25 protein-coding genes are annotated in these 23,246 nt (G+C 71.4%); 12 read left to right on the top strand and 13 right to left on the bottom strand.

Annotation, left to right across the window (positions count from 1 at the left end; translation table 11 throughout):
* Nucleotides 1-17: 17 nt before the first annotated feature.
* On the top strand, nucleotides 18-1,085 hold the full coding sequence (locus EXE52_RS00120; protein ID WP_137703405.1) for a HEAT repeat domain-containing protein: 1,068 nt from the start codon (nucleotides 18-20) through the stop codon (nucleotides 1,083-1,085).
* The gene (locus EXE52_RS00115; RefSeq protein ID WP_137703378.1) at nucleotides 1,082-3,061 is read left to right on the top strand and encodes a glycosyltransferase family 2 protein; all 1,980 of its coding nucleotides are present in this window, start codon (nucleotides 1,082-1,084) and stop codon (nucleotides 3,059-3,061) included. Before EXE52_RS00120 ends, EXE52_RS00115 begins: the two co-directional genes overlap by 4 nt.
* Here the strand turns inward: EXE52_RS00115 and EXE52_RS00110 are convergent.
* Nucleotides 3,058-4,221 (bottom strand): GAF domain-containing sensor histidine kinase, encoded by a 1,164-nt coding sequence (locus EXE52_RS00110; protein WP_176454996.1) that lies wholly within the window; start codon nucleotides 4,219-4,221, stop codon nucleotides 3,058-3,060. The genes EXE52_RS00115 and EXE52_RS00110 overlap by 4 nt on opposite strands.
* A 109-nt stretch (nucleotides 4,222-4,330) precedes the next feature.
* On the opposite strand from EXE52_RS00110, the gene EXE52_RS00105 reads away from it, so the two are divergent.
* Nucleotides 4,331-6,550, top strand: a complete 2,220-nt coding sequence (locus EXE52_RS00105) for a hypothetical protein (protein WP_089307719.1) — start codon at nucleotides 4,331-4,333, stop codon at nucleotides 6,548-6,550.
* A gap of 78 nt (nucleotides 6,551-6,628) precedes the next feature.
* Here the strand turns inward: EXE52_RS00105 and glmU are convergent, their stop codons facing one another.
* A complete protein-coding gene (gene glmU / locus EXE52_RS00100; RefSeq protein ID WP_049929704.1) occupies nucleotides 6,629-7,837 on the bottom strand; it encodes a bifunctional sugar-1-phosphate nucleotidylyltransferase/acetyltransferase in 1,209 nt (402 codons plus the stop codon).
* A gap of 53 nt (nucleotides 7,838-7,890) precedes the next feature.
* A complete protein-coding gene (glmM, locus tag EXE52_RS00095) occupies nucleotides 7,891-9,231 on the bottom strand; it encodes a phosphoglucosamine mutase (RefSeq protein ID WP_089307718.1) in 1,341 nt (446 codons plus the stop codon).
* A 98-nt stretch (nucleotides 9,232-9,329) separates the two neighbouring features.
* On the opposite strand from glmM, the gene EXE52_RS00090 reads away from it, so the two are divergent.
* The gene (locus EXE52_RS00090; RefSeq protein WP_089307717.1) at nucleotides 9,330-10,694 is read left to right on the top strand and encodes a hypothetical protein; all 1,365 of its coding nucleotides are present in this window, start codon (nucleotides 9,330-9,332) and stop codon (nucleotides 10,692-10,694) included.
* Nucleotides 10,695-10,752: 58 nt separating this feature from the next.
* Here the strand turns inward: EXE52_RS00090 and EXE52_RS00085 are convergent, their stop codons facing one another.
* Genes EXE52_RS00085 through EXE52_RS00075 form a run of 3 tightly spaced genes read right to left on the bottom strand, consistent with a single transcriptional unit; the run spans nucleotide 10,753 to nucleotide 11,758 of the window.
* Nucleotides 10,753-11,025, bottom strand: a complete 273-nt coding sequence (locus EXE52_RS00085; protein ID WP_049929701.1) for a hypothetical protein — start codon at nucleotides 11,023-11,025, stop codon at nucleotides 10,753-10,755.
* Nucleotides 11,022-11,405: a hypothetical protein gene (locus tag EXE52_RS00080; protein WP_241988181.1), complete on the bottom strand. Its 384-nt coding sequence runs from the start codon at nucleotides 11,403-11,405 to the stop codon at nucleotides 11,022-11,024. The genes EXE52_RS00085 and EXE52_RS00080 overlap by 4 nt, the downstream gene beginning before the upstream one ends.
* Nucleotides 11,402-11,758: a winged helix-turn-helix domain-containing protein gene (locus EXE52_RS00075; RefSeq protein WP_049929700.1), complete on the bottom strand. Its 357-nt coding sequence runs from the start codon at nucleotides 11,756-11,758 to the stop codon at nucleotides 11,402-11,404. Before EXE52_RS00075 ends, EXE52_RS00080 begins: the two co-directional genes overlap by 4 nt.
* 161 nt (nucleotides 11,759-11,919) lie before the next feature.
* On the opposite strand from EXE52_RS00075, the gene EXE52_RS00070 reads away from it, so the two are divergent.
* The 4 genes from EXE52_RS00070 to EXE52_RS00055 all read left to right on the top strand — a co-directional run bounded on the left by EXE52_RS00070 (nucleotide 11,920) and on the right by EXE52_RS00055 (nucleotide 15,364).
* Nucleotides 11,920-12,678, top strand: coding sequence for a sensor domain-containing protein (locus EXE52_RS00070; protein WP_049929699.1), 759 nt, complete (start codon nucleotides 11,920-11,922; stop codon nucleotides 12,676-12,678).
* Nucleotides 12,679-12,790: 112 nt separating this feature from the next.
* Nucleotides 12,791-13,474: a sensor domain-containing protein gene (locus EXE52_RS00065; protein WP_233125175.1), complete on the top strand. Its 684-nt coding sequence runs from the start codon at nucleotides 12,791-12,793 to the stop codon at nucleotides 13,472-13,474.
* Complete coding sequence (locus EXE52_RS00060) at nucleotides 13,467-14,363, top strand: DUF4097 family beta strand repeat-containing protein (RefSeq protein ID WP_089307716.1); 897 nt, start codon at nucleotides 13,467-13,469, stop codon at nucleotides 14,361-14,363. The genes EXE52_RS00065 and EXE52_RS00060 overlap by 8 nt, the downstream gene beginning before the upstream one ends.
* Before the next feature lie 89 nt (nucleotides 14,364-14,452).
* On the top strand, nucleotides 14,453-15,364 hold the full coding sequence (locus tag EXE52_RS00055) for an NAD-dependent epimerase/dehydratase family protein (RefSeq protein ID WP_086220510.1): 912 nt from the start codon (nucleotides 14,453-14,455) through the stop codon (nucleotides 15,362-15,364).
* A 60-nt stretch (nucleotides 15,365-15,424) separates the two neighbouring features.
* Here EXE52_RS00055 and EXE52_RS00050 read toward each other — a convergent pair whose 3' ends face one another.
* The 3 genes from EXE52_RS00050 to EXE52_RS00040 all read right to left on the bottom strand — a co-directional run bounded on the left by EXE52_RS00050 (nucleotide 15,425) and on the right by EXE52_RS00040 (nucleotide 17,087).
* On the bottom strand, nucleotides 15,425-16,429 hold the full coding sequence (locus EXE52_RS00050; protein ID WP_089307715.1) for an arsenic resistance protein: 1,005 nt from the start codon (nucleotides 16,427-16,429) through the stop codon (nucleotides 15,425-15,427).
* Between the two features lie 192 nt (nucleotides 16,430-16,621).
* Complete coding sequence (locus EXE52_RS00045) at nucleotides 16,622-16,831, bottom strand: hypothetical protein (protein WP_049911035.1); 210 nt, start codon at nucleotides 16,829-16,831, stop codon at nucleotides 16,622-16,624.
* Entirely contained in the window at nucleotides 16,824-17,087 is a 264-nt protein-coding gene (locus EXE52_RS00040; RefSeq protein ID WP_049929695.1) for a hypothetical protein, read from the bottom strand. The genes EXE52_RS00045 and EXE52_RS00040 overlap by 8 nt, the downstream gene beginning before the upstream one ends.
* Nucleotides 17,088-17,219: 132 nt before the next feature.
* On the opposite strand from EXE52_RS00040, the gene EXE52_RS00035 reads away from it, so the two are divergent.
* Nucleotides 17,220-18,473: a trans-acting enoyl reductase family protein gene (locus EXE52_RS00035; RefSeq protein WP_089307714.1), complete on the top strand. Its 1,254-nt coding sequence runs from the start codon at nucleotides 17,220-17,222 to the stop codon at nucleotides 18,471-18,473.
* A gap of 36 nt (nucleotides 18,474-18,509) precedes the next feature.
* Here the strand turns inward: EXE52_RS00035 and EXE52_RS00030 are convergent, their stop codons facing one another.
* Together EXE52_RS00030 and EXE52_RS18175 are read right to left on the bottom strand one after the other, a co-directional pair.
* Nucleotides 18,510-19,481, bottom strand: coding sequence for a phosphoadenosine phosphosulfate reductase family protein (locus EXE52_RS00030; protein WP_049930091.1), 972 nt, complete (start codon nucleotides 19,479-19,481; stop codon nucleotides 18,510-18,512).
* Nucleotides 19,478-19,618, bottom strand: a complete 141-nt coding sequence (locus tag EXE52_RS18175; RefSeq protein ID WP_158293619.1) for a hypothetical protein — start codon at nucleotides 19,616-19,618, stop codon at nucleotides 19,478-19,480. The genes EXE52_RS00030 and EXE52_RS18175 overlap by 4 nt, the downstream gene beginning before the upstream one ends.
* Between EXE52_RS18175 and EXE52_RS00025 the strand changes: the two genes are divergently transcribed.
* Both EXE52_RS00025 and EXE52_RS00020 read left to right on the top strand, forming a co-directional pair.
* Nucleotides 19,617-20,960: an alkaline phosphatase family protein gene (locus EXE52_RS00025; RefSeq protein ID WP_049929693.1), complete on the top strand. Its 1,344-nt coding sequence runs from the start codon at nucleotides 19,617-19,619 to the stop codon at nucleotides 20,958-20,960. The two genes, EXE52_RS18175 and EXE52_RS00025, sit on opposite strands and share 2 nt — an antisense overlap.
* Nucleotides 20,961-21,120: 160 nt before the next feature.
* A complete protein-coding gene (locus tag EXE52_RS00020; protein WP_089307713.1) occupies nucleotides 21,121-21,384 on the top strand; it encodes a hypothetical protein in 264 nt (87 codons plus the stop codon).
* A 27-nt stretch (nucleotides 21,385-21,411) separates the two neighbouring features.
* On the opposite strand, the gene EXE52_RS00015 is transcribed toward EXE52_RS00020, so the two are convergent.
* Complete coding sequence (locus EXE52_RS00015; RefSeq protein ID WP_241988180.1) at nucleotides 21,412-21,708, bottom strand: hypothetical protein; 297 nt, start codon at nucleotides 21,706-21,708, stop codon at nucleotides 21,412-21,414.
* A gap of 31 nt (nucleotides 21,709-21,739) precedes the next feature.
* Nucleotides 21,740-22,507 carry a hypothetical protein gene (locus EXE52_RS00010; protein ID WP_049929691.1) on the bottom strand — a complete coding sequence of 256 codons (768 nt, stop codon included), beginning with the start codon at nucleotides 22,505-22,507 and terminating at the stop codon, nucleotides 21,740-21,742.
* A gap of 133 nt (nucleotides 22,508-22,640) precedes the next feature.
* Between EXE52_RS00010 and EXE52_RS00005 the strand changes: the two genes are divergently transcribed.
* The gene (locus EXE52_RS00005) at nucleotides 22,641-23,231 is read left to right on the top strand and encodes a TIGR04206 family protein (protein ID WP_089307712.1); all 591 of its coding nucleotides are present in this window, start codon (nucleotides 22,641-22,643) and stop codon (nucleotides 23,229-23,231) included.
* Nucleotides 23,232-23,246 lie beyond the last annotated feature (15 nt).

The raw sequence follows: 23,246 nt of genomic DNA, 5'->3' as shown, positions 1-23,246 counted from the left end.
GTCGACGTCGCGTCCCGATGCGCGCCGCGCTGCGGTCGGAGCTCCTCGACCGGCTCTACGGCCGCGACGACCCGGCGTGGGACGAGTGGGTCGCCGGCCTCTCGGCGGCGGAGCGGGACGAACTGGAGTCGCTGCTCGACGTGTACCTCCGCGAGCTCGACGGTCGCGACGCCGACGCGCTGGCCGGACTCGGGCGAGCACTGGGCGTCCACGAGCGGGCCCGCCGCGAGATCGCGAACGGCGGCTACTGGGACCGCACCCACGCGCTCGTCTGGCTCGCCCTGCTCCGCGACGCGCCCGACCGCGACCTGCTCAGAACGCACTGTACCGAGACGCCGCGGGAGCGCGCCGCGGCCGCTCGGATACTGTACGCGGCCGAGACGGACGACTGCGCGACGACCGGCGTCGACCTGCTCCTCCGCGACGAGCCGGAGTCGTTCTCGGTGTTCGGCGTCGACACGCTGTACCGCGTCGCTGAGCGCGACCCGAGCCCGTTCTTCGAGCGGGCGGCCGCCGACTTCGCGAGGTGGCCGCCGGCGCTCCAGCGGCAGGCGCTGCTCGTCGTCCGCCACCTCACCACCGTGGTCGGGGATGCCGATCTCTCGTGGGTCGTCGGGTCGCTGTCGAGCCCCGACCCGAGCGTCCGGTCGGCAGCGTGGCGGGCGCTGGGCGCGTACGGGTGGAACCGGGCGGTCAGGGACACTGTCGACCTCGCCGCGATCGCCGCCGACCCGACCCCGCCGGTCCGCGCGAGCGCGTACCGAGCGCTCGGGACGTGGGGGGACGCGGAGGCGATCGCGGCGATCGAGGCCGCCGGGACCGCGGACCCCGACGCGCGGGCGCGGGTCACCGCGGCCGAGACGCTGGTCTCACAGCGGACCTCGGCGGAAGCGGTGGACCCGAACGACCCGCCGCGCGCCGACCTCGGGGCGGGCCGAACCGCGTCCGCCAACGGTCGCTCCGTCGACGAGACCGCCGCATTCGACATCGCGTGGGCGTGGGCGGTCGAGCACGCCCGCTTCGATCGGCTCGCGCGAGACATCTCTCGCGACCGCGACCGGCTCCACGACGAGGTGCGCGGATGACGACGCTCGAAGCCCTCGGGACGACGCTCGTCGTCGGGTCCGGCGTGTTCATCGTCACGTACTACCTGCTGATCAACGTCGGCTACCTGCTGATCCACGTGCTCGCGCTGTTCCAGCTCCGGGACAGCGTCCGCGAGTCGGAGTGGACCCCGTCGTTCCGCGCGTTCGACAGCCCGTTCTACCCCGGCGTCGCGATGGTCGTGCCGGCGTACAACGAGGCGGCGAGCATCGTCGAGAGCGTGCGCTCGATGCTCGCGCTCAACTACCCCGACCAGGAGATCGTCGTGGTCAACGACGGCTCCTCGGACGCCACGCTCGAACGGCTCGAAGAGGCGTTCGGGCTCCGCCCGGTCGACGCCGAGGTGCCGTACGACGTGCCCTCGGAGCCGATCCGGGGCGTGTACCGCTCCGCGACCCACGAGGACCTCCTCGTGGTCGACAAGGAGAACGGCGGGAAGAGCGACGCGCTCAACGCCGGCGTCTGGCTCACCGACCAAGAGCTGTTCTGCGCGGTCGACGCGGACACCGTGATCGACCGCGACGCGTTGTTAGACGTCGTCGCGCCGTTCCTCGAGGAGCCCTCGCGGACGGTCGCCAGCGGGGGCACGATCCGTGTGGCGAACGAGTGCGTCGTTCAGGACGGACAGGTCAAGGAGGTGAACCTCCCGAAGACCGGGCTCGCGGGCGTTCAGGTGATGGAGTACCTGCGGGCGTTCTACTCGGGGCGGCTCGGACTCGCCCGGTTGAAGGGGCTGATCCTCATCTCCGGCGCGTTCGGCGTGTTTCGGACCGACCGCGTCCGCGAGATCGGCGGCTACCGCCACGACACGATCACGGAGGACTTCGACGTGGTGGTCCGCCTCCACGAACACCTCTCGGACAACGACATCGACTACCGGATCGAGTTCGTCCCAGAGCCCGTCGCGTGGACCGAAGTCCCGGAGACGCTCCGGACGCTGGGGCGCCAGCGGCGGCGCTGGTACCGCGGCATGATGGAGACCGTTGTCGCGAGCCGGCGGATGTTCTTCCGTCGGGCGTACGGTCGCGTCGGCACGGTCGTGTTACCGTTCTTCACCGCCGCCGAGGCGCTCGGCCCGCTCATCGAGGGGTTCGGCTACGTGTTGCTTCCGCTGGGGTGGTACCTCGGCATCCTCAACGTCGAGTTCTTCCTCCTCTTCCTGCTGCTCACGGTCGGCGCCGGCGTGTTCCTCTCCTGGTTCGGCGTGTTCAGCGAGGTGTGGAGCTACAACCGCTACGAGTCCCCGTGGGAAGTCCTCCGACTGCTCTGGTACGGCGTGTTAGAGAACTTCGGCTACCGCCAGTGGAAGACGATCGTCGCCTGGCACGGCCTGATCGAGTACCTCCGCGGCGACCAGTCGTGGGGCGCCATGGAGCGGCGGGGCTTCGGCGATGCGGGGACCGACAGCGCCGAGGCGGCGGGCGCCGCCGGGCCAGGTGTCGCAACGGCCGCGGCGACGGACTCAGAGGCCGGACCGGACGATTCGGCGTCCGAAACGGGTGCCGCCGCGGCGGCGGCGGACGACGGCGGATTCGTCTGGGTCGACCGGCTCGTCGACGCGTCGGACACGGACGGGTTCCGCTGGCTCGCCGGGGTCGCGGCCGACGAGAGCACCGGCCGGTTCGTCCCGAGCGGGGAGCTGACCGCCGGCGCCGGCGACGGAGGATTCGTCTGGACGACCGACTTCTCGGAGGGGGTCGGCGACGGGGGATTTGTCTGGGTCACCGACCCGTCGCTCGGCGCCGGCGACGGGGGGTTCGTCATCGCGCTCGACGACGACGAATCCGCGCGGCTCGCGGCGACGACCGACTTCTCGGAAGGGGTCGGTGACGGCGGGTTCGTCTGGGTCACCGACCCGTCGCTCGGCCCCGCTGACGGCGGATTCGTCTGGACTCGCGACCCCTTGGACGGCGCCGGCGACGAGGAGTTCGTCTGGGTCCTCGACGGGGGCAGTTAGTCCGAGCGCAGCGCCTCGTGGACCGGCTCCGCGGCGTTGACGTCGCTCACGGCGAACCGCGTCCCGTCGTCGTCGCTGTCGACGGCGAGGTCCCAGCCGTGGCCCGTCACCACGCGCTGGACGACCAACAGCCCGAGCCCGAACGACTTGACATTCTCCGCGTCGGCCGCGGTGAGCGCCGCCTCGACCGCCGGCGGGAGCCCGGGCCCGTCGTCCGCGATCACGAAGCCGTCCGCGTCGCCGGTCACGGTCACCGAGACGCCCGGCCCGCCGTGTTCCACGCTGTTGCGGAAGAGGTTCTCGAAGAGCCGTCGGAGGCGCATCTCGTCGGCGACGATAGCCGTCTCGGAGGCCACGTCCACCGTCAGCGTCGCGTCGCGCGTCTGGACCGTGTCCCACGCCTCTCTGACGAGGGGTTCGAGCGCGACCGAACTCCGCTCGCCCACGTCGGCGCCCTCCTTCGCGAGGATCAGGCACTCCGCGATCATCGACTCCATCCGGTCGAGCGCCCCCCGGACGCGGTCGAGGAACTCGGCCGTCTGCCCGCTGACGCGCTCCTGCGCGAGTTCGACGAAGCCGATGGCCCCCGACAGCGGGTTCCGGAGGTCGTGCGCGACGATCCCGGTGAACTCGTCGAGGCGCTCGTTCTGTTCGCGCAGCTCCGCGTAGTGTTTCCGCCGTTCGAGCTCGGTGCTCACCCACCGCGCGAGCACCGAGACGAAGTCGCGCTCGGCGTCCGTGATCGGGTCGTCTCGCGGAACGTCGTCGGAGAAGCAGAGCGTTCCGTACGTCTCTCCGTCGACGGTCACTTCGGCGCCGACGTAGCAGTGGAGCCCGGTCGTCTCCAGCGCGCGGTCGTCGCGGTACTCGGTTTCGCTCGCGTCCGCGAAGCCCATCGCCTCGCCGCTTTCGACGACGTGGCGACACCACGTCCCGTCGAGGTCGACGACGCCCCCCTGGGTGTAGGGGCCGGTCTGGATGTTCGTCTCGACCACCTCGTAGCGCCCCTCGCCGGTGTACGAGAGCACGCCGTTGTCGACGCCGAGGTACTCCCGGCCGACGTCTATCGCCTTCAGGAGGCGCTCCTCGGTCGACTGGTCGGTCGCGGTCAGCTGTAGCAGGCTCTTGAACGGTTCGGAACGGGACGTGTCAGATACCATGGTGAAGCGGGTCGCTGGCTAGGATCCGGTTTGTCGCGGGTCCGGCATAAAACCGCATCTCGAACCGGGCCGAAGACAGCCTTATTCCGGTCCGCCGACACGTGCCCTCATGCGCAGACGCCGATTCCTCGGTCGCGTCGGGGTCGCCGGTGCGGTCGGGACCGCCGGCTGCGGCTTCCGCGGTCTCGGCTTGAGCGAGGGCCCGCCGCGCCGGTTCCGCGTCGGCGACGACGGGTTCGAGGTCGCGGTCGACGGCGGGGCGTTCGACTCTCTGTCGGTCCGCGGCGTGAACCTCGGGATGGCCAAGCCCGGCCGGTTCCCCGGCGAGGCGGCGATCACTCGCGCCGAGTACGACCGGTGGCTGGGGCTGATGGGCGAGCTGAACGTCAACGTCGTCCGGGTGTACACCGTCCACCCGCCCGCGTTCTACCGGGCGCTCGCGGCGTACAACCGGTCGCACGCGGACCCGATCTACGTCATCCACGGCAACTGGATCGGAGAGGAGACCCTCCGGGAGGCGGGCGACGCGACCGCGCTGTCGCCCTCGTTCGACCGCTCAATGCGGCAGGTGGTCGACGCCGTCCACGGCGCGACGACGATCGACCCGGAGCCCGGGTACGCCAGCGGCACGTACGACGCCGACGTGAGCAACGCCGTCCTCGGCTACGTCGTCGGCATCGAGTGGCCGCCGGCGGTCGTTCGGGAGACCGACCGGCTCGGCGAGGCGACCGGCTACGACGGCGAGTTCTTCGCCGCGCCAGCGGCGAGCCCCTTCGAGGCGTGGCTCGCGGCCCGCCTCGACGCCGCCGTCGCGTACGAGGCGGACGAGTACGGCGCGCAGCGCCCGGCGGCGTTCACGAACTGGGTGACGACCGACCCGCTCGAACACCCGTACGAGCCGTTCCACGACGAGGACTCCGTTTCCGTCGACCCCGACGCGATCCAGGCGACCGACGCGTCCGAGGCCGGCACGTTCGCGGCGTACCACGTGTACCCCTACTACCCGCCGCTGTTGAACGAGACGCCCGAGTACGCGAACTACGTCGACCACCGCGGCGAGCCGAACAGCTACGCCGGCTACCTGAACGACCTCGTCGGCGCGACCGACCACCCGCTGCTCGTCGCCGAGTTCGGCGTCCCGGCCTCCCGCGGCATCGCCCAGCGCGACGTTCACGGCCGCGATCAGGGCCGACACACCGAGACGGAGCAGGGAGAGATCCTCGCCGCCATGTACGAGGACATCCGTGAGGCCGGCACGCTCGGCGGGATCGCCTTCAGCTGGCACGACGAGTGGTTCAAGCGGACGTGGAACCTCGCCCCGTTCTCCGACTCCGACCGTCGGCCGTTCTGGTCGAACGTCCAGACGCCCGAACAGCGGTTCGGCCTGCTCGCGTTCGACCCCGCGGGCGCCGTTCCGCTCGACGGGTCGGCCGACGCGTGGGCGGACGCGGCCACCGCGACGCCCGAGCGCGACCCCGTCCGGCTCGGCGACGGCGCGGACGCGAGCCGCGAACTGACCGGGCTCCGCGTCACGAGCGACGCGGCGTACCTCTCGGTCAGGATCGAAGCGGACGCCCTCGGCGGCGGGGTCGACTGGGACGCGACCAACTACTTCCTCGCGATCGGGCTCACCGACCGGGGCGAGCGAGCGCTCCCGCACGGTCTCGGTGCGGCGGCACCGGCCGACTTCGTCGTCCGCCTCGGCGGTCCCGATGCCTCTCGAGTGACCGTCCGTCCCCGCTACGACGCCTTCGCGTACGAGTACGGCGCAGAGGCCGGGCTCGACCTCGACCGCTACCGGGAGCCGGACCCGGGCGTCTTCTCGCCGCTGCGGCTGGTGATCAATCGCGGCTACACGGTTCCGAAGACCGGCGAGCGCGTTCCGTTCGAGTCGGTGGAGACCGGACGGCTCCGCTACGGTAACGGGAACCCGGACTCCGACCGGTACGACTCGCTCGCTGACGTCCACGTCTCGCCGTCGAACGACGCGATCGAGGTCAGGCTCCCCTGGCAGCTGCTCAACGTCGCCGACCCGAGTCGCCGCCGTCGGCTGGGCGACTTCTGGAGCGAGGGACTCGACGACTACGAGACGTTCGAGGCGATCGACGTCGCCGCGGCCTCCTACGTCCCGGTCGACGCAGACGGGACCGCGGCCGAACTCGACGCCAAGACGAACCTGACGCACGCGGTTCCGGGCGTCCCTGACGGGAGCCTGCGCTCCCTCCGGTTCGAGCCGCCGACGTGGGACCGACCGGCGTACACGGAACGGCTCAAGGAGTCCGGTCGGATCGTGGGCGACGTGTTCGGGCGCTACGCGAACGGAGAATAACGCGAGCGGTCGCCGCGCAGGCGTCCCGAGCGGCCGACCCCGGTTCACGCGTCGACGAGCGCCGTGACTCCGAGCCCCCTATTCGGAGAGCCGGTCCCGCGTCAGCGACTCACCCGGCCCGGTGGTCTCGCCGGCCCCCAGTTTGACGCCGGCGTTCAGGGCGGTGTTGATGCCGGTCTTCGCACCGCCGCCGACGATCGCGCCCAGCTTGCGGCGCCCGGTGTCGACGCGCTCGCCTTTCACCGTCAGCCGCACGTTCTCGCCGTCGTGGCGGAGGTTGGCGACGTTCGTTCCCGCGCCGAAGTTGACGCCGCGGCCCAGCACGGAGTCGCCGACGTACGAGAGGTGCCCGACCGACGCGCCGGCCATTAGCACCGAGTTCTTCACCTCGACGGCGTGGCCGACGTGGGCATCCGGTCCAACAACGGTGGCCCCGCGGAGGTAGGCGTTCGGCCCCACGTCCGCGCCCTCGCGGATCAGCGCCGGCCCCTCGACGTACGCCCCCGAGCGGACGCGCGCGCCGTCTTCGACGACGACCGGGCCGCGGAGCTCGACGCCGTCCTCGACGGTACCGCCGATCGCCGTTCCGTCGTCGAGTGCCGCCAGCGCCAGCTCGTTCGCTTCCAACAGCTCCCACGGGCGCCCCACGTCGAGCCACGTCCCGTCGTAGGTCGCGACCGCGATCCGCCGACCGTCACCGAGCAATCGGTCGATCGTCGTCGTGATCTCGTACTCGCCGCGCTCGCTCTCCGGGGTGTCCTCGATGTACTCGAACACCTCCGGTTCGAACGCGTAACAGCCGACGTTCGCGAGGGTCGTCGGCGGGTCGTCGGGCTTCTCGACGATCCCGGCGAGCGCTCCGTCGTCGCCGACCGAGAGCACGCCGTACGCCCGTGGGTCCTCGACCTCGGTGGCGGCGATAGCGGGGGCGCCGGCCTCGGCGAGCGCGTCCGGGAGCGACGCGTCGACGACCACGTCGCCGTTGAGCACGAGGAAGTCGTCGTCGACGACCGGTTCGGCCTGCGCGACGGCGTGGGCCGTCCCCAGCGCCTCGGCCTGCTCGACGTAGTGGACCGGGCGGCCGCGGTACGACTCGCCAACGGCATCGCGGATCGCGTCGCCGCGGTACCCCGTCACGACGACGAACTCGTCGACCACGTCGCGGGCCGTGTCGAACACCCGTTCGAGCAGCGAGCGGTCCCCGACCGGCAGCAGCGGTTTCGGGCGGCGGTCCGTCAGCGGTCGCATCCGAGTCCCGCGGCCGGCCGCGAGCACGACTCCGTACATGTGCGGAGCCGACGGCGGGCCGAGGTTTATTGACTGCGGTCGGATCCGGGGCGTCAGTCGAGGCTCGCGTCCGCTCGATCGATGAGCCCGCGCGCCGTCTCGAACAGCGCGTCTGCGTCGGCCTCGTCGCGCGCTTCGGCCGTGATCCGCACCAGCGGCTCGGTCCCGCTCGCGCGCACGAGGAACCAGCCCGCGTCCGTCTCGACACGGACGCCGTCGAGGGTCGACACGTCGTCGTACTCGGCGGCCGCGGCCTCGCCGACGCGCTCGACGGTCTCGGACTTCCGGCCCGTGCGCACGGAGTCGCGGCGGATCGGGTACTCGGGGAGGCCGTCGACGAGCGCCGCCAGCGATCCCTCCGCGCCGACGAGCGCGGTCAGGATACAGGCCGCGAGCGGGCCGTCGGGACACAGCGTCCGGTCCGGCCAGATCCACGCGCCGCTCGGCTCGCCGCCGAAGGCGACGCCGGGCTTCGCCGCCTCCGCGGCCACGTACGCGTCGCCGACGGGCGTGTACGTGACCGCGGCGTCGACTTCGCTCAGCGCGTCCGCGACGAGGAGGCTCGTGTCGACCGGGACCGCGACGCGGTCGCCCGCGCCGGCCTCGCGGCGGGCGAACAGCGCGAGTAGCGCGTCGCCGGCGACGAACCGCCCGCGCTCGTCGACCGCCATCAGGCGATCGGCGTCGCCGTCGTGGACCAGCCCGAGGTCGGCGTCGGTCGCGGCGACCACCTCGCAGGCGGTCTCGCAGTTCGCCGCGGTCGGCTCGCTCGGTCGCCCCGGGAACCGACCGTCGCGCTGCCCGTTGAGCGTCTCGACGTCGCAGCCCGCGGCGTGGAGCGCGTCGGCGGTGACGCGCCCGACGCCGTTGCCGAGGTCGACGACGACAGAGAGGTCGTCCGGCAGCGGAACGGTCTCGCGCAGCGCGCGCTCGTGGCGTCGTCGCGCGTCGCCGCCCGCGACCGCGTCGCGCGTCTCGACCGTGCCGATCCCGTCGTGGCTTGCGAGGTCGAACGCCTCCGTCCCGACGATCTCGGCGATCCGATCGTTCCGGTCCTCGTCGAAGGCGCGCCCGGACGCCGTCCAGAGCTTGATACCGTTGTCGGGCGCGGGGTTGTGCGAGGCCGTGACGACGGCGCCGGCGTCCGCGCCCTCCCGGGCGACCGCCCGCGCAACCGTCGGGGTCGCCTCGACGCCGACGTCGATCACGTCGCTCCCGCACTCGGTGAGTCCCGCGGCGAGCGCCCGCGTGAGCATCGCGCCGCTGTCCCGGGCGTCGCGCCCGATCACGACCGTCTCCGCGCCGTCCGTCGCGAGCGCGCGCCCCACGTCGAGCGCGAGGGCCGCCGTGACCTCGTCGCCGACCGGGCCGCGAACGCCGCTGGTGCCGAACATACCGAGGCGATCGCCGGCCACCGCAAAGACGGTTCGGGACGGCGGCCAGAACGGAATCGCTCCAAGGCTTTTACTGATCGAACCCCGCAGCCTCGCGCATGGTCCCCGACCCCTCCTCGGTTAGCAGACGGACGGTTTTGGCGACGCTCGGCGGCGGCGCCGCGGTACTCGCCGGCGGCACCGCGGTCGTCGGCGTGACGGAACCGACCGCGCTGCCGGACTCGATCACGGACGCGGCGACGACGCATTACCCGACCCCGCCGGAGGTCGACGCCCTCTGGCGGCCGCCGGTGACCGAGGCGCACGCCCGCGAGGCCGTCGAGACGCTCGCGGAAACGGTCGCGGAGAGCCGGCGCCGGTGGGCCGAGATGGACTCCGTCGGGGACGACGCCGCGCCGATCACGACGGATGCGGGCGGCTGGCTCGAGGACGCCCGCGAGGCGCTCGACGAGGCCGACCACGACACGGCCCTGTTCCGAGCGCGGTACGGCCTCCAGTTCGCGGGCGAGGCGCTGGGGTACGCCCGCGCCGAGCAGGACGCGGTCGACCGGGCGACGCTCCGCGACCGCGCCGCCGTACTGACGGACCGCGCGCGGGCGGTCGCGGACGACCTGAAGCCCTACCCGACGACGGATCCCGCGCGCGACCTCGGGTGGTACGTCCGCATCGAGGGCGAGGTGCAGTCGGCGAGCGCGCTGGCGGCCCGCGCGCTCCCGGACGATTCCGACTCAGGGCAAAACGCCGATTCCGGGGGCGAAAGCGACGCCTCCGCCGACGCGGTCGACCCGGAAGTCGCAGGTGAGGTGACGGCCGCGCTGCTCCGAGGCGAGGTCGACGCCATGACCGCGGAGCGGTACCGCGACACCCTCTTCGACCGCCTCGGGAGCGACACGGGCCCGCACGCGGAGGCGCTGCGCGCGGCCGCCGAGCGCTTCCGCGCCGACCTCCGCGAGTACCCGTCCCGGGACGATGTCCGGGACCGGTACGTCGGGGAGGTCGACGAGTACGGGCCGTGGGAGTTCGCGCACTCGCGGCTGGCGCGGTGGTGTCTCGGATCGACCGCGCCCGTTCCGTGGCGGACGCCGATCGACACGGACCTGCTCGCGTTGCGGACCGTCGCGCTCTCGATCGGGGTAGCGCGCCGTCGTGCCCACGGGACGGCAGTCGACCGGCTCGTCGTCGAGCCGGACGACACCGCGTTCGACTCGGGCCACACCCTCGCCGCGAAGCGCCGGGCGCAGGCGACCTACGAGTCGGTCGTCGGCTCCGCCCCTGAACCCCTGCTCGTCACGCAGATCGGCCGCGCGGTCGAGGACCTCCAGGTCGCGGAGGTCGGGTTCGGCGGCGGCCGCGACCGGCCGATGTGGCGCGAACGGTTGGAGGCGTACCTCTACGCGCTGGTCGGGCGCGCCAAATTAGAGGCGTTCCCGCCGCTACGGGACGCGATTCTCGACCCCGACTGATCGGCCGCGGCGCTCCGGCCGTCGAGGGGGCGACGGGCCGCCGGCACGCCCGACCGCGTCAGTCGGTCACCGACCGCGCCAGCGCGCCGAGTCCAATTAGGTGCGCCACGGTGACGCCGAACACGGTTGCCGCGTCGGAGAGCCCCAACAGCGGCGTCAGGCCGTACGCGACGACGTACGGGAGGACCGCGATACAGGCGACGCCGACGGCCAGAAGCAGCATCGTCCGGCTCTCGTTCCGGCGCCAGCCGTCGTAGGCGAGGTACGACACGTACGCCCCGAGGCAGGCGGTGGCGACCCCGCCCGCGGTCGCGACGACGGAGAGCGTCACCGGTAGACCACCCCGAGGATCAGCAGGAGCCCGCAGAGCTTGCTCGCGGTCACGACCACGGTCCGCTCGGTGGCGGTCACCCACGCGACGTTGCCGGACGCCAGCCGGAGGAACATCGGGAGGGGCGCCAACAGCAGTAGCCCGAGCGTCAGGAACAGCAGCGGCCGGCGGCGCGTTCGCAGGTATCCACGCGCGAAGCGGTAGGTGACGAACACCGCGAGCAGCACCGACAGGAAGAACGCGGCGATCGTGATCGCGGCGAGCCCACCGCCGCCGCCGACCACGTCGACCTGAATCGGGAGACTCTGTCGCCCGATTACCGAGAGGCTCTGCTCCGTGACCGCCGCAAGCGCCGTCGCCACGGGCCACGTTCCGATCATCCCGAAAGCTCCTCGTAGAGCCGCGTCAGTCGGTCGGCGGCCGTCTCCTCGACGTAGTCGACGCTCACTTCGAACCCGCTCGCGGTCAGGTCGACGGAGACGCGGTTGAGCCGAGCGGCGTACACCTGCTGGGGACCGCGGTCCGGGTCGACCTCCTGTACCGTCTCGACGAGGTCCTGCTCGCGGAGGCGTTCGAGCCGGCGGTAGACGGTCGCCTCGGAGGCGTCGCAGGCCTCGCTGAGCGCGCTCGCCGACCGCGTCTCCTCGTAGGTCTCGATGAGGATCTGCCGGGCGTACTCGTCGTCGAGCAGCGAGTACACTTCCCGCGGATCGACCGACGCCTCCGTGCCCATTCGGTCGAACCTCGTAATCGGGAAACTTAGTCTTCCCGCCGAGGACTGAGTTCGGTCGCGCCGCAGTCCGGCGCGCAGCGTCGGTCCGCGTCACGAGAACCGTCGGATCGCTGACGAGACCGAGATTTCTTACGGCTGCTGGCCGACGCTTCACTCAGCCGATGGCCCTCTCGGACGCGCTCTCGGATCCCCCCGCGAACAGACGGGTCGCCGAAGCGGTGCTCTCAGCGCCGTTCCGGATTCGGACCTACGCCGCTGCGGCGTACCTGGCGCTGTCGTTTCCCCTCGGGATCGCGTACTTCGTCTGTACCGTGGTCGGGCTGTCGCTCGGTGTCAGCCTCTCCGTACTCCTCGTCGGCGTACCGATCCTCGCGGCGACGCTGGGCGGCGTGGTGCTGGTGTCGATCGGCGAACGCGTGCTCGCTCGTCGGCTCCTCGGCGCCGACATCGCCGACCCGTCGTGGAAGGTGACGGAGGCGTCGGGCATCGCCGACCGGGCCCTCGCCGCGGCGACCGACCTCGCCGTGTGGGGCGCCCTCCTGTTCGTCCTGTCGAAGCTGATCATCGGCGTCGCCGGCTTCACGCTCCTCACGGTCGTGCTCAGCGTCGGCGCGTCGCTGCTGGCGGCGCCGCTGTACTACGACGCGCCCGGCGCGTCCGTCGGGCTCATCCTCCCGGAGCCGATCCGTCGGGAGCTGTCGGTCGTCGTCCCGTGGGAGCAGTTCGAGGTCGGCGTCTCGTTCATCGTCCGACTCACGTCGTGGGAGGTGTCGACGTTGCCGGGCGCGCTCCTCATGTCTCTGTTCGGCGTGCTGGCGGCCCTCGTCGGGCTGAACGTCGTGAGCGCCGCCGGCTGGCTCTGCGCGCGGTGGGCCGAGTTCGCGCTCGGCGCTGGCACCTCGCCGGTGAGCGACGACTGACCCGGCGTTCGCCCGCTGCGAAAAACATCGTACTTATATTTTTGGTGGCGTTGCCCGCTGAGCAGCGTTCGATTCTTTATATGTGAGCTCGGTCGCAAGCGGTAGGTACAGCATGAGCGATCACCGCTGGTCCCCACGCTCACCGGTCGCGGCGCTCGCGCGCTTCGTCGGTGTGCCGTTCGACGCGCAGACGTATCGCAACCTAGCGTACCTCCTGTTAGCGTTCCCGCTGGGCATCGCCTACTTCACCGTCGTCACGACGGGCCTCTCGACGGGACTCGGGCTCCTCGTCACGTTCGCCGGCGTCCCGATCGTCCTCGCGACGCTGGTCGTGACGCTCGGTATCAGCTCGTTCGAGCGCCGGCTCGCCGACCACCTCCTCGACGTCGAGGTCGACGGCGACGACGGAGGGATCGAACTCGCCTTCGGGTCGGTCGAGGAGGCGATCGGCACGACGAAGCGGGTCCTCACCGCGCCGGCGGCGTGGACCGGGCTGCTGCTCGTCGGGCTCAAGTTCGTTTACGGCGTCGTCGCGTTCACCGCGCTCGTCACCGCGTTCGCGGTGTCTGCGACGCTGCTCGCCGCGCCGGCGCTCTACGACGCGCCCGGCGTCACCTACACGTTCGGCCCGTACGTGGTCGACACGCTGGGCGAGGCGGTCGCCGGGGGCGGCCTCGGCGTCCTCCTCGTCCTCGTGTCGCTCCACGTGACCAACGGCGTCGCCCGGTTCGGCGGCTTCCTCACCGACGCGCTGCTCGGCGGCGCGGCGCGGTCCGCGGAGGCGGCCGATGCGTGACCGTTCGGCAGCCGACGGGTCGTCGACGCGGCGGCGACTGCTCGGCGCGGTCGGTGTTGGACTGGGAACGACCCTCGCCGGCTGTAGCGGCGTCGTCGACGTCGACCGCCGGACGGAGACGGAGCGGCGCAGCGTCGACCCCTCGACGGTCTCGACGCTCGCCGTGACGGAGGCCACCGGCGATATCGACTTCCGCGCGGAGTCCCGCGACGACATCGCGGTCGTCGCCCGGAAGCGCGCCCTCGGCCGCGTCTCGTTCGACGAACTCGGCGCGACCGTGCGGACCGTCGGCGACCGCCTCGAAGTGACGACGGACGAGCCGCGGGTCGTCGGGTTCGGCGGCGGCCGCGTCGACCTCGAGATCCGCGCGCCGCCGAGCGTCGCGGTCGACGAGGTCCGCACCGCCGACGGCGACGTGCGGGCGGAGTCGGTCCCCGACGGCGCGACGCTGGCGACGACGGACGGCGACGTGTCGGTCACCGACGCCCGCGGCGACGTGCGCGCCGAGTCCCGCGACGGCGACGTTCTCGTCGACGGGACCGACGGAACGCTCTCGGCGACGACCGTGGACGGCGAGATACGCGCGCGGGATCCCGCCCGCGTCGACGCCCTGCGGACGCGGGACGGCGACGTCGTCGCGGACGTGCCCGCCGCGGCGTCTGACGCGGTCGTCGCGTCGACCGACGGCGACCTCCTGCTCCGGCTCGGCGACGATCTGAGCGCGACCCTGACCGCGAGAACCGACGACGGGGAGTTCGTCGTCACGGACGGCGGCGGCGCGGTCAGCGTCCGCGAGCGGACGGAGTCTCGGCTCCGAGCGGCCGTCAACGGCGGCGACGCCGCGGTGACAGCCCGGACCCGCGACGGCGACATCACGATCCGGGCGTGAGCCGTCGGCGTCGCCGTTGTCGACAGCGGCGACCTGCGCTCCCGCGCGAAACCGAAGCGCTGAATTGTCGCCTCCGAGGACACTCGATCATGCAAGGCAAACGCGTCCTCGTCACGGGCGGCGCCGGGTTCATCGGCTCGAACCTCGCGAACCGCCTCGCGGTCGATAACGACGTGATTGCCGTCGACGACCTCTACCTCGGCGCCGCCGAGAACCTCGACGACGCCGTCGAGTTCGTCGAGGCCTCCGTGGTCGACGACGACTACCCCGTCGACGTCGACGTCGTCTTCCACCTCGCCGCGCTCTCCTCGCGGAACATGCACGAGAACGACCCCCAGCGCGGCTGCCGCGTCAACGTCGAGGGGTTCGTCAACGCTGTCGAGCGTGCCCGCGAAGCGGGCTGTGAGACGGTCGTCTACGCCTCCACCTCCTCGATCTATGGGAGCCGAACCGAGCCCTCGCCCGTCGACATGGACGTGGAGGCGCACACCGCCTACGAGGCCTCGAAGCTCGCCCGCGAACGCTACGCCGAGTACTTCGCCAACCACCACGACATGAACGTGGCCGGCCTGCGCTTCTTCTCGGTGTACCAGGGCTTCGGCGGCAACGAGGAGCACAAGGGCGAGTACGCGAACACGGTCGCGCAGTTCGCGGACGCGATCGCCTCCGGCGAGGCGCCCGAGCTGTTCGGCGACGGGAGCCAGACCCGCGACTTCACGCACGTCTCAGACGTGGCCCGCGCCTGCGAGCTCGCCGCCGACCACGAGCTGACGGGCGTGTACAACGTCGGCACCCAGGAGGCGTACACGTTCAACGAGATGGTCGCGATGATCAACGACGCGCTCGGGACGGACGTCGACCCCGAGTACATCGAGTGCCCGTTCGACGGCTACGTCCACGACACGATGGCCGACTACTCGACGTTCCACGAGGCCACCGGCTGGGAGCCCGAGATCGGCTTCGAGGAGGGCGTCGAGAGGGTCTGCGAACCGTATCAGTAGCGCGACGACGGCCCGGTAGGGAGGGCCGCGGCCTCCGGCGACGACCGGCCGCTCGACGGCTCAGATGATCGAGGCGACCGCGTCGGAGAGCGACGCGTCGCCGTCGGCGACGTCGCGGCGGTAGTGCATATACACCGCGCCCAGCGGCGGTTGGACGACGTACGCCAACGTGATCGGCAGCACGGCGGTCTCGGGGACCGCCGGCGCGGCGACGACGACCGCCACCGCGATCGAGAGGTTGCGCATGCTCGTGGCGTACACGAGCGCGACGCCGCTGGCGGCGTCCCGGAGCGCGCGTCCGAGCCCCGACCCGACGGCGAGCAGGAGCGCGTAGAACGCCACGATGGGGACGATCGTGGCCCCCGATGCGACGGGGTCGGCGAGAATGCTCTCGGATCGCATCGCCATGGCGATGAACACGATCAGCATGACGCCGAAGGAGCTGAGCCCGCCGAGCGTCGGCTTCAGTCGGCTGAACCCGTCCGCGCCCAGCCGACCGAGCAGCACCCGCCGCGTGAGCGTGCCGGCGATCATCGGGAGGACGACCACGCGGGCGAGCTGCCCGTACAGCGCGGCGGCGTCGAAGCCGACGCTCGCCGGGATCAGCGCGGCGAGGTACGTCGGCAGGACCGCGACGGCGACCAGCAGGTTCACCGCCATCGCCACGAGCGCGGACTCCAAGTCGCCGTTGGCGAGCCCGGTCCAAGCGGCGGTCATTCCGGAGGTCGGGATGAGCGCGATGAAGTAGAGCCCGAACGCGTAGCCGACGCTCCCGTCGAAGAACAGCCGCGCGAGCCCGACCGCGAGTAGCGGGGCGACACCGAAGTTGACGAGGAGACTGAGCGCGACGACCCGCGCGTGGCTGCGGACGTTCACCACCTCCCTGAGGTCGATGTTGATCATCATCGGGTAGATCATCAGGAACAGCACGGGGACCACCGCGGACTGGAGGAGTCGCTTGAACGACGCCCCGGTGAACTGCCCGACGATCAGCCCCGCCGCCAGCGACCCGGCCACGACGTAGATCAGGTTCGACTTGATCCCTGTGAGGAACCGCCGTATCATCGTGTATATTATTGTGGTTACTACACAATAATATTTCGGGCAGAACGCGGGTGACCCGACAATTTCCGGCGCGGCCCGACGCGCACGGCGATGCGGGCCGACGCGCACGGCGATGCGGGCCGACGCGTGCGGCGACGCGAGCGCGCGGGGGCTGCTCCTGTCGAGACGGGCGCGTCGCGGGTCGCGGCCGGGCTAGTGCCCCTCGACCGCGCTGCCAGCGGCGATCAGGAATCCGGTGATCGCGGTGATCAGCGCCACCGTCCCGATCGCGATAGCGCCGATCCGGAACGTGTCGCCGGAGAGGCGCTCGGCGATAAGAAACAGGAAGACGGTCGTGACGAAGCCGATGAGCACGAGCGTTCGCCCGAAACGGCCCGTGTCGATGCCGGGCTCGCTAGACACGATTTAATATCTCCTTGAGCACGCCCTGATACTCGTCCTCGGTGGCGGCGTTGCCGAGCGAGTGGATCGACTGGCAGATCCACAAGCCGGCGGTGAAGTTGATGAACGCCGCCATCGAGACGACGCCGAGCTGTCCGTCGACGAACAACCCCGTGACGACCGCGCCGACGAACCCCACCGCCATGAGCGCGTGGGTGACGAGCGATCGGGTGCCGAAGTCGGCGAGCTGTAGTGATAACCGAGTGCCAACGGCCATGCGATCCGTTGCGGCTGCCAGTGTAAAGAGGTAGCGCGTCACAGCGTCCTGCCGCGTCGGGTTCGGCGGCGTCCCGGTTCCGGCGACGCGTACCCCCGTTGGTTTAGGCGGCCGGCCCGTACGCGCTCATGGATGTCGAACGCGGATCGGAAACACGACGTGGTGGTGTGGGGCGCGACCGGCGTCGCCGGGCGCTTCGCGGCCGAGTACCTGACCGAGCGATACGACCCCGAAGCCCTCTCGCTCGCCGTCGGCGGGCGGAGTCGAGAGCGGCTCGACGCGCTCGTCGACGACCTCACGCGGCGGAGCGACGCGTGGGACGACGTGCCCGTCGTCGTCGGCGACGCGACCGACCCGGAGAGCCTGCGCGCCATCGCCCGCGACACCGAGGTCGTCTGTACGACGGTCGGCCCGTACACGGCGTACGGAACGCCGCTGGTCGAGGCCTGCGTCGAGACCGGGACGGACTACTGCGACCTCACGGGCGAGGTGAACTGGGTGCGCGAGACGGTCGACCGGTTCCACGAGGCCGCCGTCGAGAACGAGGCGCGGATCGTCCACAGCTGCGGGTTCGACTCCGTGCCGGCGGACATCGGGACGCTGCTCGTCCAGTCGTTCGCGGCGGAGGCCCACGGCGCGCCCTGCGAGTCAGTCCGGATCTACCTCGACGGCGGGAGCGGGAGCGTCAGCGGCGGCACGCTTGCGAGCTTCGGCGAGCTGTTCGAGGCGGCCGCGACCGACCCGCTCGCCCGCGAGGCGCTCCGGAACCCGTACTCGCTGGCCCCCCGCGGCGAGCGGAGCGGCGTCGACCCCGGCGAGCAGCGCTGGCCGCGGCGCGATCCGCTCCGGGGCGAGTGGACCGCCCCGTCGCCGATGGCGCCGGTGAACGAGCGCGTGGTCCGGCGGAGCAACGCCCTGCTCGGCTACCCGTGGGGCCGCGAGTTCAAGTGCGGAGAGGTCGTGCCGACCGGGTCGGGACCGGTCGGCGCGGCGACCGCGACCGCCGCCGCCGGCGGACTCGGGCTGTTCTCCGCGGCCATGTCGGTCGGGCCGGTGCGCGACGCGCTGCGGCGCTACGTCTTCCCCGACCCCGGCGAGGGGCCGACGCGGGAGGAGGCGGAAGCGGGGAGCTTCCTGATCCGGGTGTTGGGCCGCGGGACGGGCGCTGACGGGCCGTTCACCGTCGAGGCCGAGTTCGGGGCCGACCGAGACCCCGGCTACGGCGCGACGGCGCGGATGCTCGGCGAGTCGGCCGTCTGTCTGGCGCGCGACGACGTCGACTCCCCGTTCGACGGTGGCGTGTTGACGCCGGCGTCGGGGATCGGGATCCCGCTCGCGGAGCGACTCCGCGACGTGGGGTTCACCGCAGCGGTCGGCGAGTCGTAAAAGAAGCGTATCGGGCGGACCGCTCCCGCCCGTCGATTACATGTAGCCGAGGTCGCGCAGGCGCTCCATCAGGTCCTCCTTGTCCTGGGCGCGGCCGGCGCGCTCGGTCGTGCCTTCGAGGTTCTGGAGCCAGGCGGGCTCCTCGGTCGTCTTCTCGGTCGAAACCTCGCTGCCGAGCGAGCGGAACCCGGCGAAGTACTTCGGCGAGATCGGGATGTCCTCCTGCGTGACACCCTCCGGCAGATCGTCGTCGGCCTGCGGGATGTACCCCTCGTCGGGGAACGCCTCGACGGTGTCGGGGACGACGAAGTTCCAGAAGGCGTCCCACACGTCGGCCTCGGCGAACTGGAGGATAGGCTGGATGCGGTCGTGCGGCGGGAACAGGTCGGGGTCGTGGCGCGGCGAGAAGAACGTCTCGTCGGCGCGGGCCTCCTGCTCGTCCCAGCGGACGCCGGAGATGACGCCGTCGATGTCGTACTCCTCGAGGGCGTCGTTGAGCGCGACCGTCTTCAGCAGGTGGTTGCCGACGTAGGTGTCGAGCAGGAACGGGAACGTGTCCTCCTCGAACTCGAGGATCTCCCGGATGTGGTGCTGGTTGTGCTCCGAGAGCGCGTCGACGGGGATGTCGTCGCCGGGTTCGAGGCCGTGTTCCTCGACGTACGCGCCCACGTCGTCGTTGCGGGCGTACACGAGGTCGATCTCCCACTCGTCCGCCCAGTGCTCGACGAAGTCGGTGATCGAGTCGAAGTGCTGGAAGTGGTCGATGAACACGGCGGTGGGCTTCTCGTAGCCGTACTCCTCGGCCACCTGATTGATGAAGTACAGCGTCAGCGTGGAGTCTTTCCCGCCCGTCCACATCACGGCGGGGTTGTCGTACTGTTCGAGCCCGCGGCGCGTGACCTCGACCGCCTTCTCGATTTTGTGCTGGATCGACGGGTAGTCGTCGGGGGTCTCCCCCTCGCCGTCGGCGTAATCGACGTCGACGCTCGCCGGGAAGTCGTCGCTCATACGCCCGAGATGTCGCCGCGAAAGGAAATAGGCCTTCTGAATCGCGGCCGGGGGCCGCCGGTCCGTTGCCGGGCCGCCGTCGCCGCGCCCTCGCGGAACACAAGGGATATGCCGACCGCCCCGGAATCGTCGGTCATGGGTCTGTTCGACCGGCTCCGCGGCGAGGACGACGACCGCGTCGTCTTCCTCGGCATCGACGGCGTACCGCTCGACCTCGTCGAGGACCACCCGGAAGTCTTCGAGAACCTGACCGACATCGCCGAGACCGGCTCCGGCGGGCGGTTGGAGAGCATCGTGCCGCCGGAGTCGAGCGCCTGCTGGCCGAGCCTCACGACCGGCGTGAACCCCGGCGAAACGGGCGTGTACGGCTTCCAGGACCGCGAGGTCGACTCCTACGAGACGTACGTCCCGCTCGGGCGCCACGTACAGGCGACCCGGCTGTGGGACCGCGTCACCGACGCCGGGCGCGACGCGACCGTCCTCAACGTCCCGGTCACCTTCCCGCCCTCGACGCGGATCCAGCGGATGGCCTCCGGCTTCCTCTCGCCCGACCTCGAGTCGGCTACGAGCGACGAGTCGCTCCGCGAGACGCTCGACGGCTTCGACTACAAGATCGACGTCAACGCCAAGCTCGGCCACGACGACGACAAGACGGAGTTCATCGAAGACGCGCACGCGACCCTCGACGCCCGGTACGAGGCGTTCGACCACTACCTCGCCGAGGACGACTGGGACCTCTTTTTCGGCGTGTTCATGAGCACCGACCGCGTGAACCACTTCCTCTTCGGCGACTACGCGACGGACGGCGAGTACGCCGAGGAGTTCCTCGAGTTCTACCGCACGCTCGACGAGTACATCGGTGCGATCCGCGACTCGCTCGACGACGACACCACCCTGGTCGTCGCCTCCGACCACGGCTTCACCCGGCTGGAGTGGGAGGTGAACTGTAACCAGTTCCTCGCCGACGAGGGGTGGCTCTCATACGAGGACGACGACCACGATTCGCTGACCGACATCGACGACGAGGCGCGCGCGTACTCGCTCATTCCCGGGCGCTTCTACCTCAACGTGGAGGGCCGCGAGCCGAACGGCGTCGTGCCCGAGGACGAGTACGAGGCGACGCGCGAGGAGCTCATCGACGACCTCGAATCGCTCACCGGCCCCGACGGCCGACAGGTGTGTAAGCGGATCGTGAAAGGCGAGGACGCCTTCGACGGCGCCCACGACGACATCGCCCCCGACCTGGTCGTCATCCCCGCGGACGGGTTCGACCTCAAGTCGGGCTTCTCCGGCAAGGAGGCGGTGTTCACCGAGGGACCGCGCAACGGGATGCACAAGTTCGAGAACTCGCTGCTGTACGCGACCGATCCAGACCTCGACCTGGCCGACGCGAACCTCTTCGACGTGACGCCGACGGTGCTCGACCTGCTCGACGTCGACGCCGACGCCGAGTTCGACGGCGAGAGCCTGCTGTCGTAGCGACCTCGCCGACGCCGCCGTCCCGCGGCGGGCGTATCCGACACGGTCACCCTCCGGGCGGACGGCGTATCGCGTGTGATGACCGACGGCGTTCGCTTCGTCGCGCTCGGCGCCGTTCGACGAACACAGCCGCGAGGGGGTCGTCCGCGAGTTCGACGAGATGCTCGGCGTGGAGCCGCTCGACCCGACGGCGGTCGGTACCTTCGAGCGCGTCTTCGAGCGCGGCGGGGAGCCTGCCCACGAGGTGTGGCGCGTCTACGAGGGTCGAATCGCTGAGGAATGGCCGTATTGCGGCGATTCGTTCGCGCTCGTTGAACCGGAGCGAGGGACCGAACACGTCTCGCGGTGGATTCCGATCGACCGACTACGGCAGCCCAACACGACGTTCTCCGTCTCGGATGTGCTCGACGCGCTCACCGCGTAGCCGGACGACGCCCCGGACTCACAGCCCTCACAGCGGCGACCAGCGCTCGCCCGGGGTCGCGCGGAACGCGTACGCGGTCTCGCGCTCGACGGCGACCAGTCGGCCGCCGATGGCGAACAGGGCCCGCGGTTCGATCTCGTCGGGAAACGGCGCCTCCCACCGCATGGACCCGCCGGAACCGAGCGCGACCATGCGCCCCCGGGTGGGATCGTTGAATCCGCCCGAGTTCTCCGCGACGTACGCTCCCGTCGCGTCGACCGCGAGGTGGTCGGACGGGAGGTCCGACCGCTCGTCGCTCCCGAACGAGGGAATGGAGGGCGACATCGGTGTCGATCGGCCGGTTCGACTCCGACCGTTAAATGCTCTCGGTCGGCGTCGAACACCGCAGACAGAGGATCCCGGTGCCGGCCCAGTTCACGTGGGTCGACCCGCAGTTCGGACAGCGGTTCCCGTCGTTGTTGTACTCGGTCGTCCCTCGGGGCGCGGCGAGGTGGCCGTCATCAACCGCGCGCTCGATCAGGCCGCGGAACCGCTGCTTCTTGAATCGGGCGCGGTGCGCGAGGAAATCGCCCGGGCGGTCGGGGTCGGCGCCGTGGAGGTCCTCCCACTTGATCGCGATCTCGCCGTCCGCCTGTCCCCGCGCGACCTGCTTGATCGTCGCGGCCGCGGCCTCAAAGAGCGGCGTCGTCGCGAGCGCCTGCGGCGCGTCGACGCCGTCGCCCGCCGCCTCGTAGCGCGCCGCCGCGTCGTCGTACGCGTCGTCGGCGCCGCCCAGCCCGCCGGCGACCCGGAAGTCTGCGACGAACTCGCTCAGGCAGGCCCCCTGCCCCGGCTCGTCGAGGACGCGTCCGAAGTCGCGGCTCGCGGCGATCCCCTCGACCGCGCGCTGGGTCGCGCGACCGTCGGCGCCCGCGACGCGGTACGCGACCGCCGCGGCGAGCAGCTGTTGGAGCCCCTGTCCGATCCACCCCTTCTCGTCGGGCTCGAAGGGGTCGACCTCCGGCCGCGGGTCGGCCAGCACGCGTCGCCCCCCGCGGGTGTAGCGGTCGCCCGCCCGCTCGTACGCTCGCGCCGCCAGCGCGTCGACCGCCGCGTCGTGGTGGCCGCCGTCGTCAGTGTTCACACCCTGCTTACGGGCGGCGATGAGTTACGCTTGACGGGGACCGCTCGCGCGGCGGCGCCGACGCACCGCCGACCCGACGCACCGCCGCCCCGACGCCCCGACCATACTTACTTCCGGGCGTCGAACCGCTCGCATGGAGAGACCGGACGGCGCTTCGGGGTCGGGGTCGCAGTCGCCGGCCGAATCGACCGCACGGCCGGAGGCGGAATCGAGGCCCCGACCCGCGTCGAAGTCGGACGGCCCGTCGACCAGCGGGCGCGTCGAATGGCTCCTCGCCGCCGCGTTGCTCGCGGTCCCGATGGCGGTCGTGCCCGGCGGCGACGGGACCGCGACGCTGGTGAGCCTCTGGGGATTCGTGACGCTCGGCGCCGACGGCGGGATCGGCGGGTACCCGGTGTGGTCGTACTTCCTCGACCAGCCGCGGCCGTTCGCGACGCTCCCTCCGTCGATCCGCGCGTGGCCGCTCGCCGTCGGGTTCCACCTGCTCGCGCTCGGGAGCGCCACGGGCGGAGTCGCGCTCGGTCGCGAGGACCGGCGGGTCACCGGCGGCCTGCTCGTGTTCGCCGCGGCCGCGACGCTGTGGGTCGCCGCGGGGCTGGGCGTGCGCTTCGGCGTCGGGTCGACCGCCGGCTGGCTCTCGGTCATCCCCGCGGGCGCGGTCGCGGCGCTCCTCGTCGCCCTCGGGGCCTACGGGCGCGACCTCGCCGGGATAGCCACTCGCTGAGCGGCCGCCGGAACC

This window comes from Halorubrum sp. CGM4_25_10-8A (assembly GCF_005435025.1).
GTDB classification, from domain to species: domain Archaea; phylum Halobacteriota; class Halobacteria; order Halobacteriales; family Haloferacaceae; genus Halorubrum; species Halorubrum ezzemoulense.
This window is presented reverse-complemented; position numbering and strand designations above follow the sequence as displayed.

Coding starts and splice junctions, on each gene's coding strand:
- EXE52_RS00070 (WP_049929699.1), top strand. CDS start 11,920: ATGGCCCTCTCGGACGCGCTCTCGGATCCCCCCGCGAACAGACGGGTC.
- EXE52_RS00055 (WP_086220510.1), top strand. CDS start 14,453: ATGCAAGGCAAACGCGTCCTCGTCACGGGCGGCGCCGGGTTCATCGGC.
- EXE52_RS00115 (WP_137703378.1), top strand. CDS start 1,082: ATGACGACGCTCGAAGCCCTCGGGACGACGCTCGTCGTCGGGTCCGGC.
- EXE52_RS00120 (WP_137703405.1), top strand. CDS start 18: ATGCGCGCCGCGCTGCGGTCGGAGCTCCTCGACCGGCTCTACGGCCGC.
- EXE52_RS18175 (WP_158293619.1), bottom strand. CDS start 19,618: ATGACCGACGATTCCGGGGCGGTCGGCATATCCCTTGTGTTCCGCGAG.
- glmU (WP_049929704.1), bottom strand. CDS start 7,837: ATGTACGGAGTCGTGCTCGCGGCCGGCCGCGGGACTCGGATGCGACCG.
- EXE52_RS00075 (WP_049929700.1), bottom strand. CDS start 11,758: ATGGGCACGGAGGCGTCGGTCGATCCGCGGGAAGTGTACTCGCTGCTC.
- EXE52_RS00040 (WP_049929695.1), bottom strand. CDS start 17,087: ATGGCCGTTGGCACTCGGTTATCACTACAGCTCGCCGACTTCGGCACC.
- EXE52_RS00105 (WP_089307719.1), top strand. CDS start 4,331: ATGCGCAGACGCCGATTCCTCGGTCGCGTCGGGGTCGCCGGTGCGGTC.
- EXE52_RS00065 (WP_233125175.1), top strand. CDS start 12,791: ATGAGCGATCACCGCTGGTCCCCACGCTCACCGGTCGCGGCGCTCGCG.
- EXE52_RS00020 (WP_089307713.1), top strand. CDS start 21,121: ATGCTCGGCGTGGAGCCGCTCGACCCGACGGCGGTCGGTACCTTCGAG.
- glmM (WP_089307718.1), bottom strand. CDS start 9,231: ATGTTCGGCACCAGCGGCGTTCGCGGCCCGGTCGGCGACGAGGTCACG.
- EXE52_RS00015 (WP_241988180.1), bottom strand. CDS start 21,708: ATGTCGCCCTCCATTCCCTCGTTCGGGAGCGACGAGCGGTCGGACCTC.
- EXE52_RS00050 (WP_089307715.1), bottom strand. CDS start 16,429: ATGATACGGCGGTTCCTCACAGGGATCAAGTCGAACCTGATCTACGTC.
- EXE52_RS00025 (WP_049929693.1), top strand. CDS start 19,617: ATGGGTCTGTTCGACCGGCTCCGCGGCGAGGACGACGACCGCGTCGTC.
- EXE52_RS00110 (WP_176454996.1), bottom strand. CDS start 4,221: ATGGTATCTGACACGTCCCGTTCCGAACCGTTCAAGAGCCTGCTACAG.
- EXE52_RS00090 (WP_089307717.1), top strand. CDS start 9,330: ATGGTCCCCGACCCCTCCTCGGTTAGCAGACGGACGGTTTTGGCGACG.
- EXE52_RS00035 (WP_089307714.1), top strand. CDS start 17,220: ATGTCGAACGCGGATCGGAAACACGACGTGGTGGTGTGGGGCGCGACC.
- EXE52_RS00060 (WP_089307716.1), top strand. CDS start 13,467: ATGCGTGACCGTTCGGCAGCCGACGGGTCGTCGACGCGGCGGCGACTG.
- EXE52_RS00080 (WP_241988181.1), bottom strand. CDS start 11,405: ATGATCGGAACGTGGCCCGTGGCGACGGCGCTTGCGGCGGTCACGGAG.
- EXE52_RS00005 (WP_089307712.1), top strand. CDS start 22,641: ATGGAGAGACCGGACGGCGCTTCGGGGTCGGGGTCGCAGTCGCCGGCC.
- EXE52_RS00030 (WP_049930091.1), bottom strand. CDS start 19,481: ATGAGCGACGACTTCCCGGCGAGCGTCGACGTCGATTACGCCGACGGC.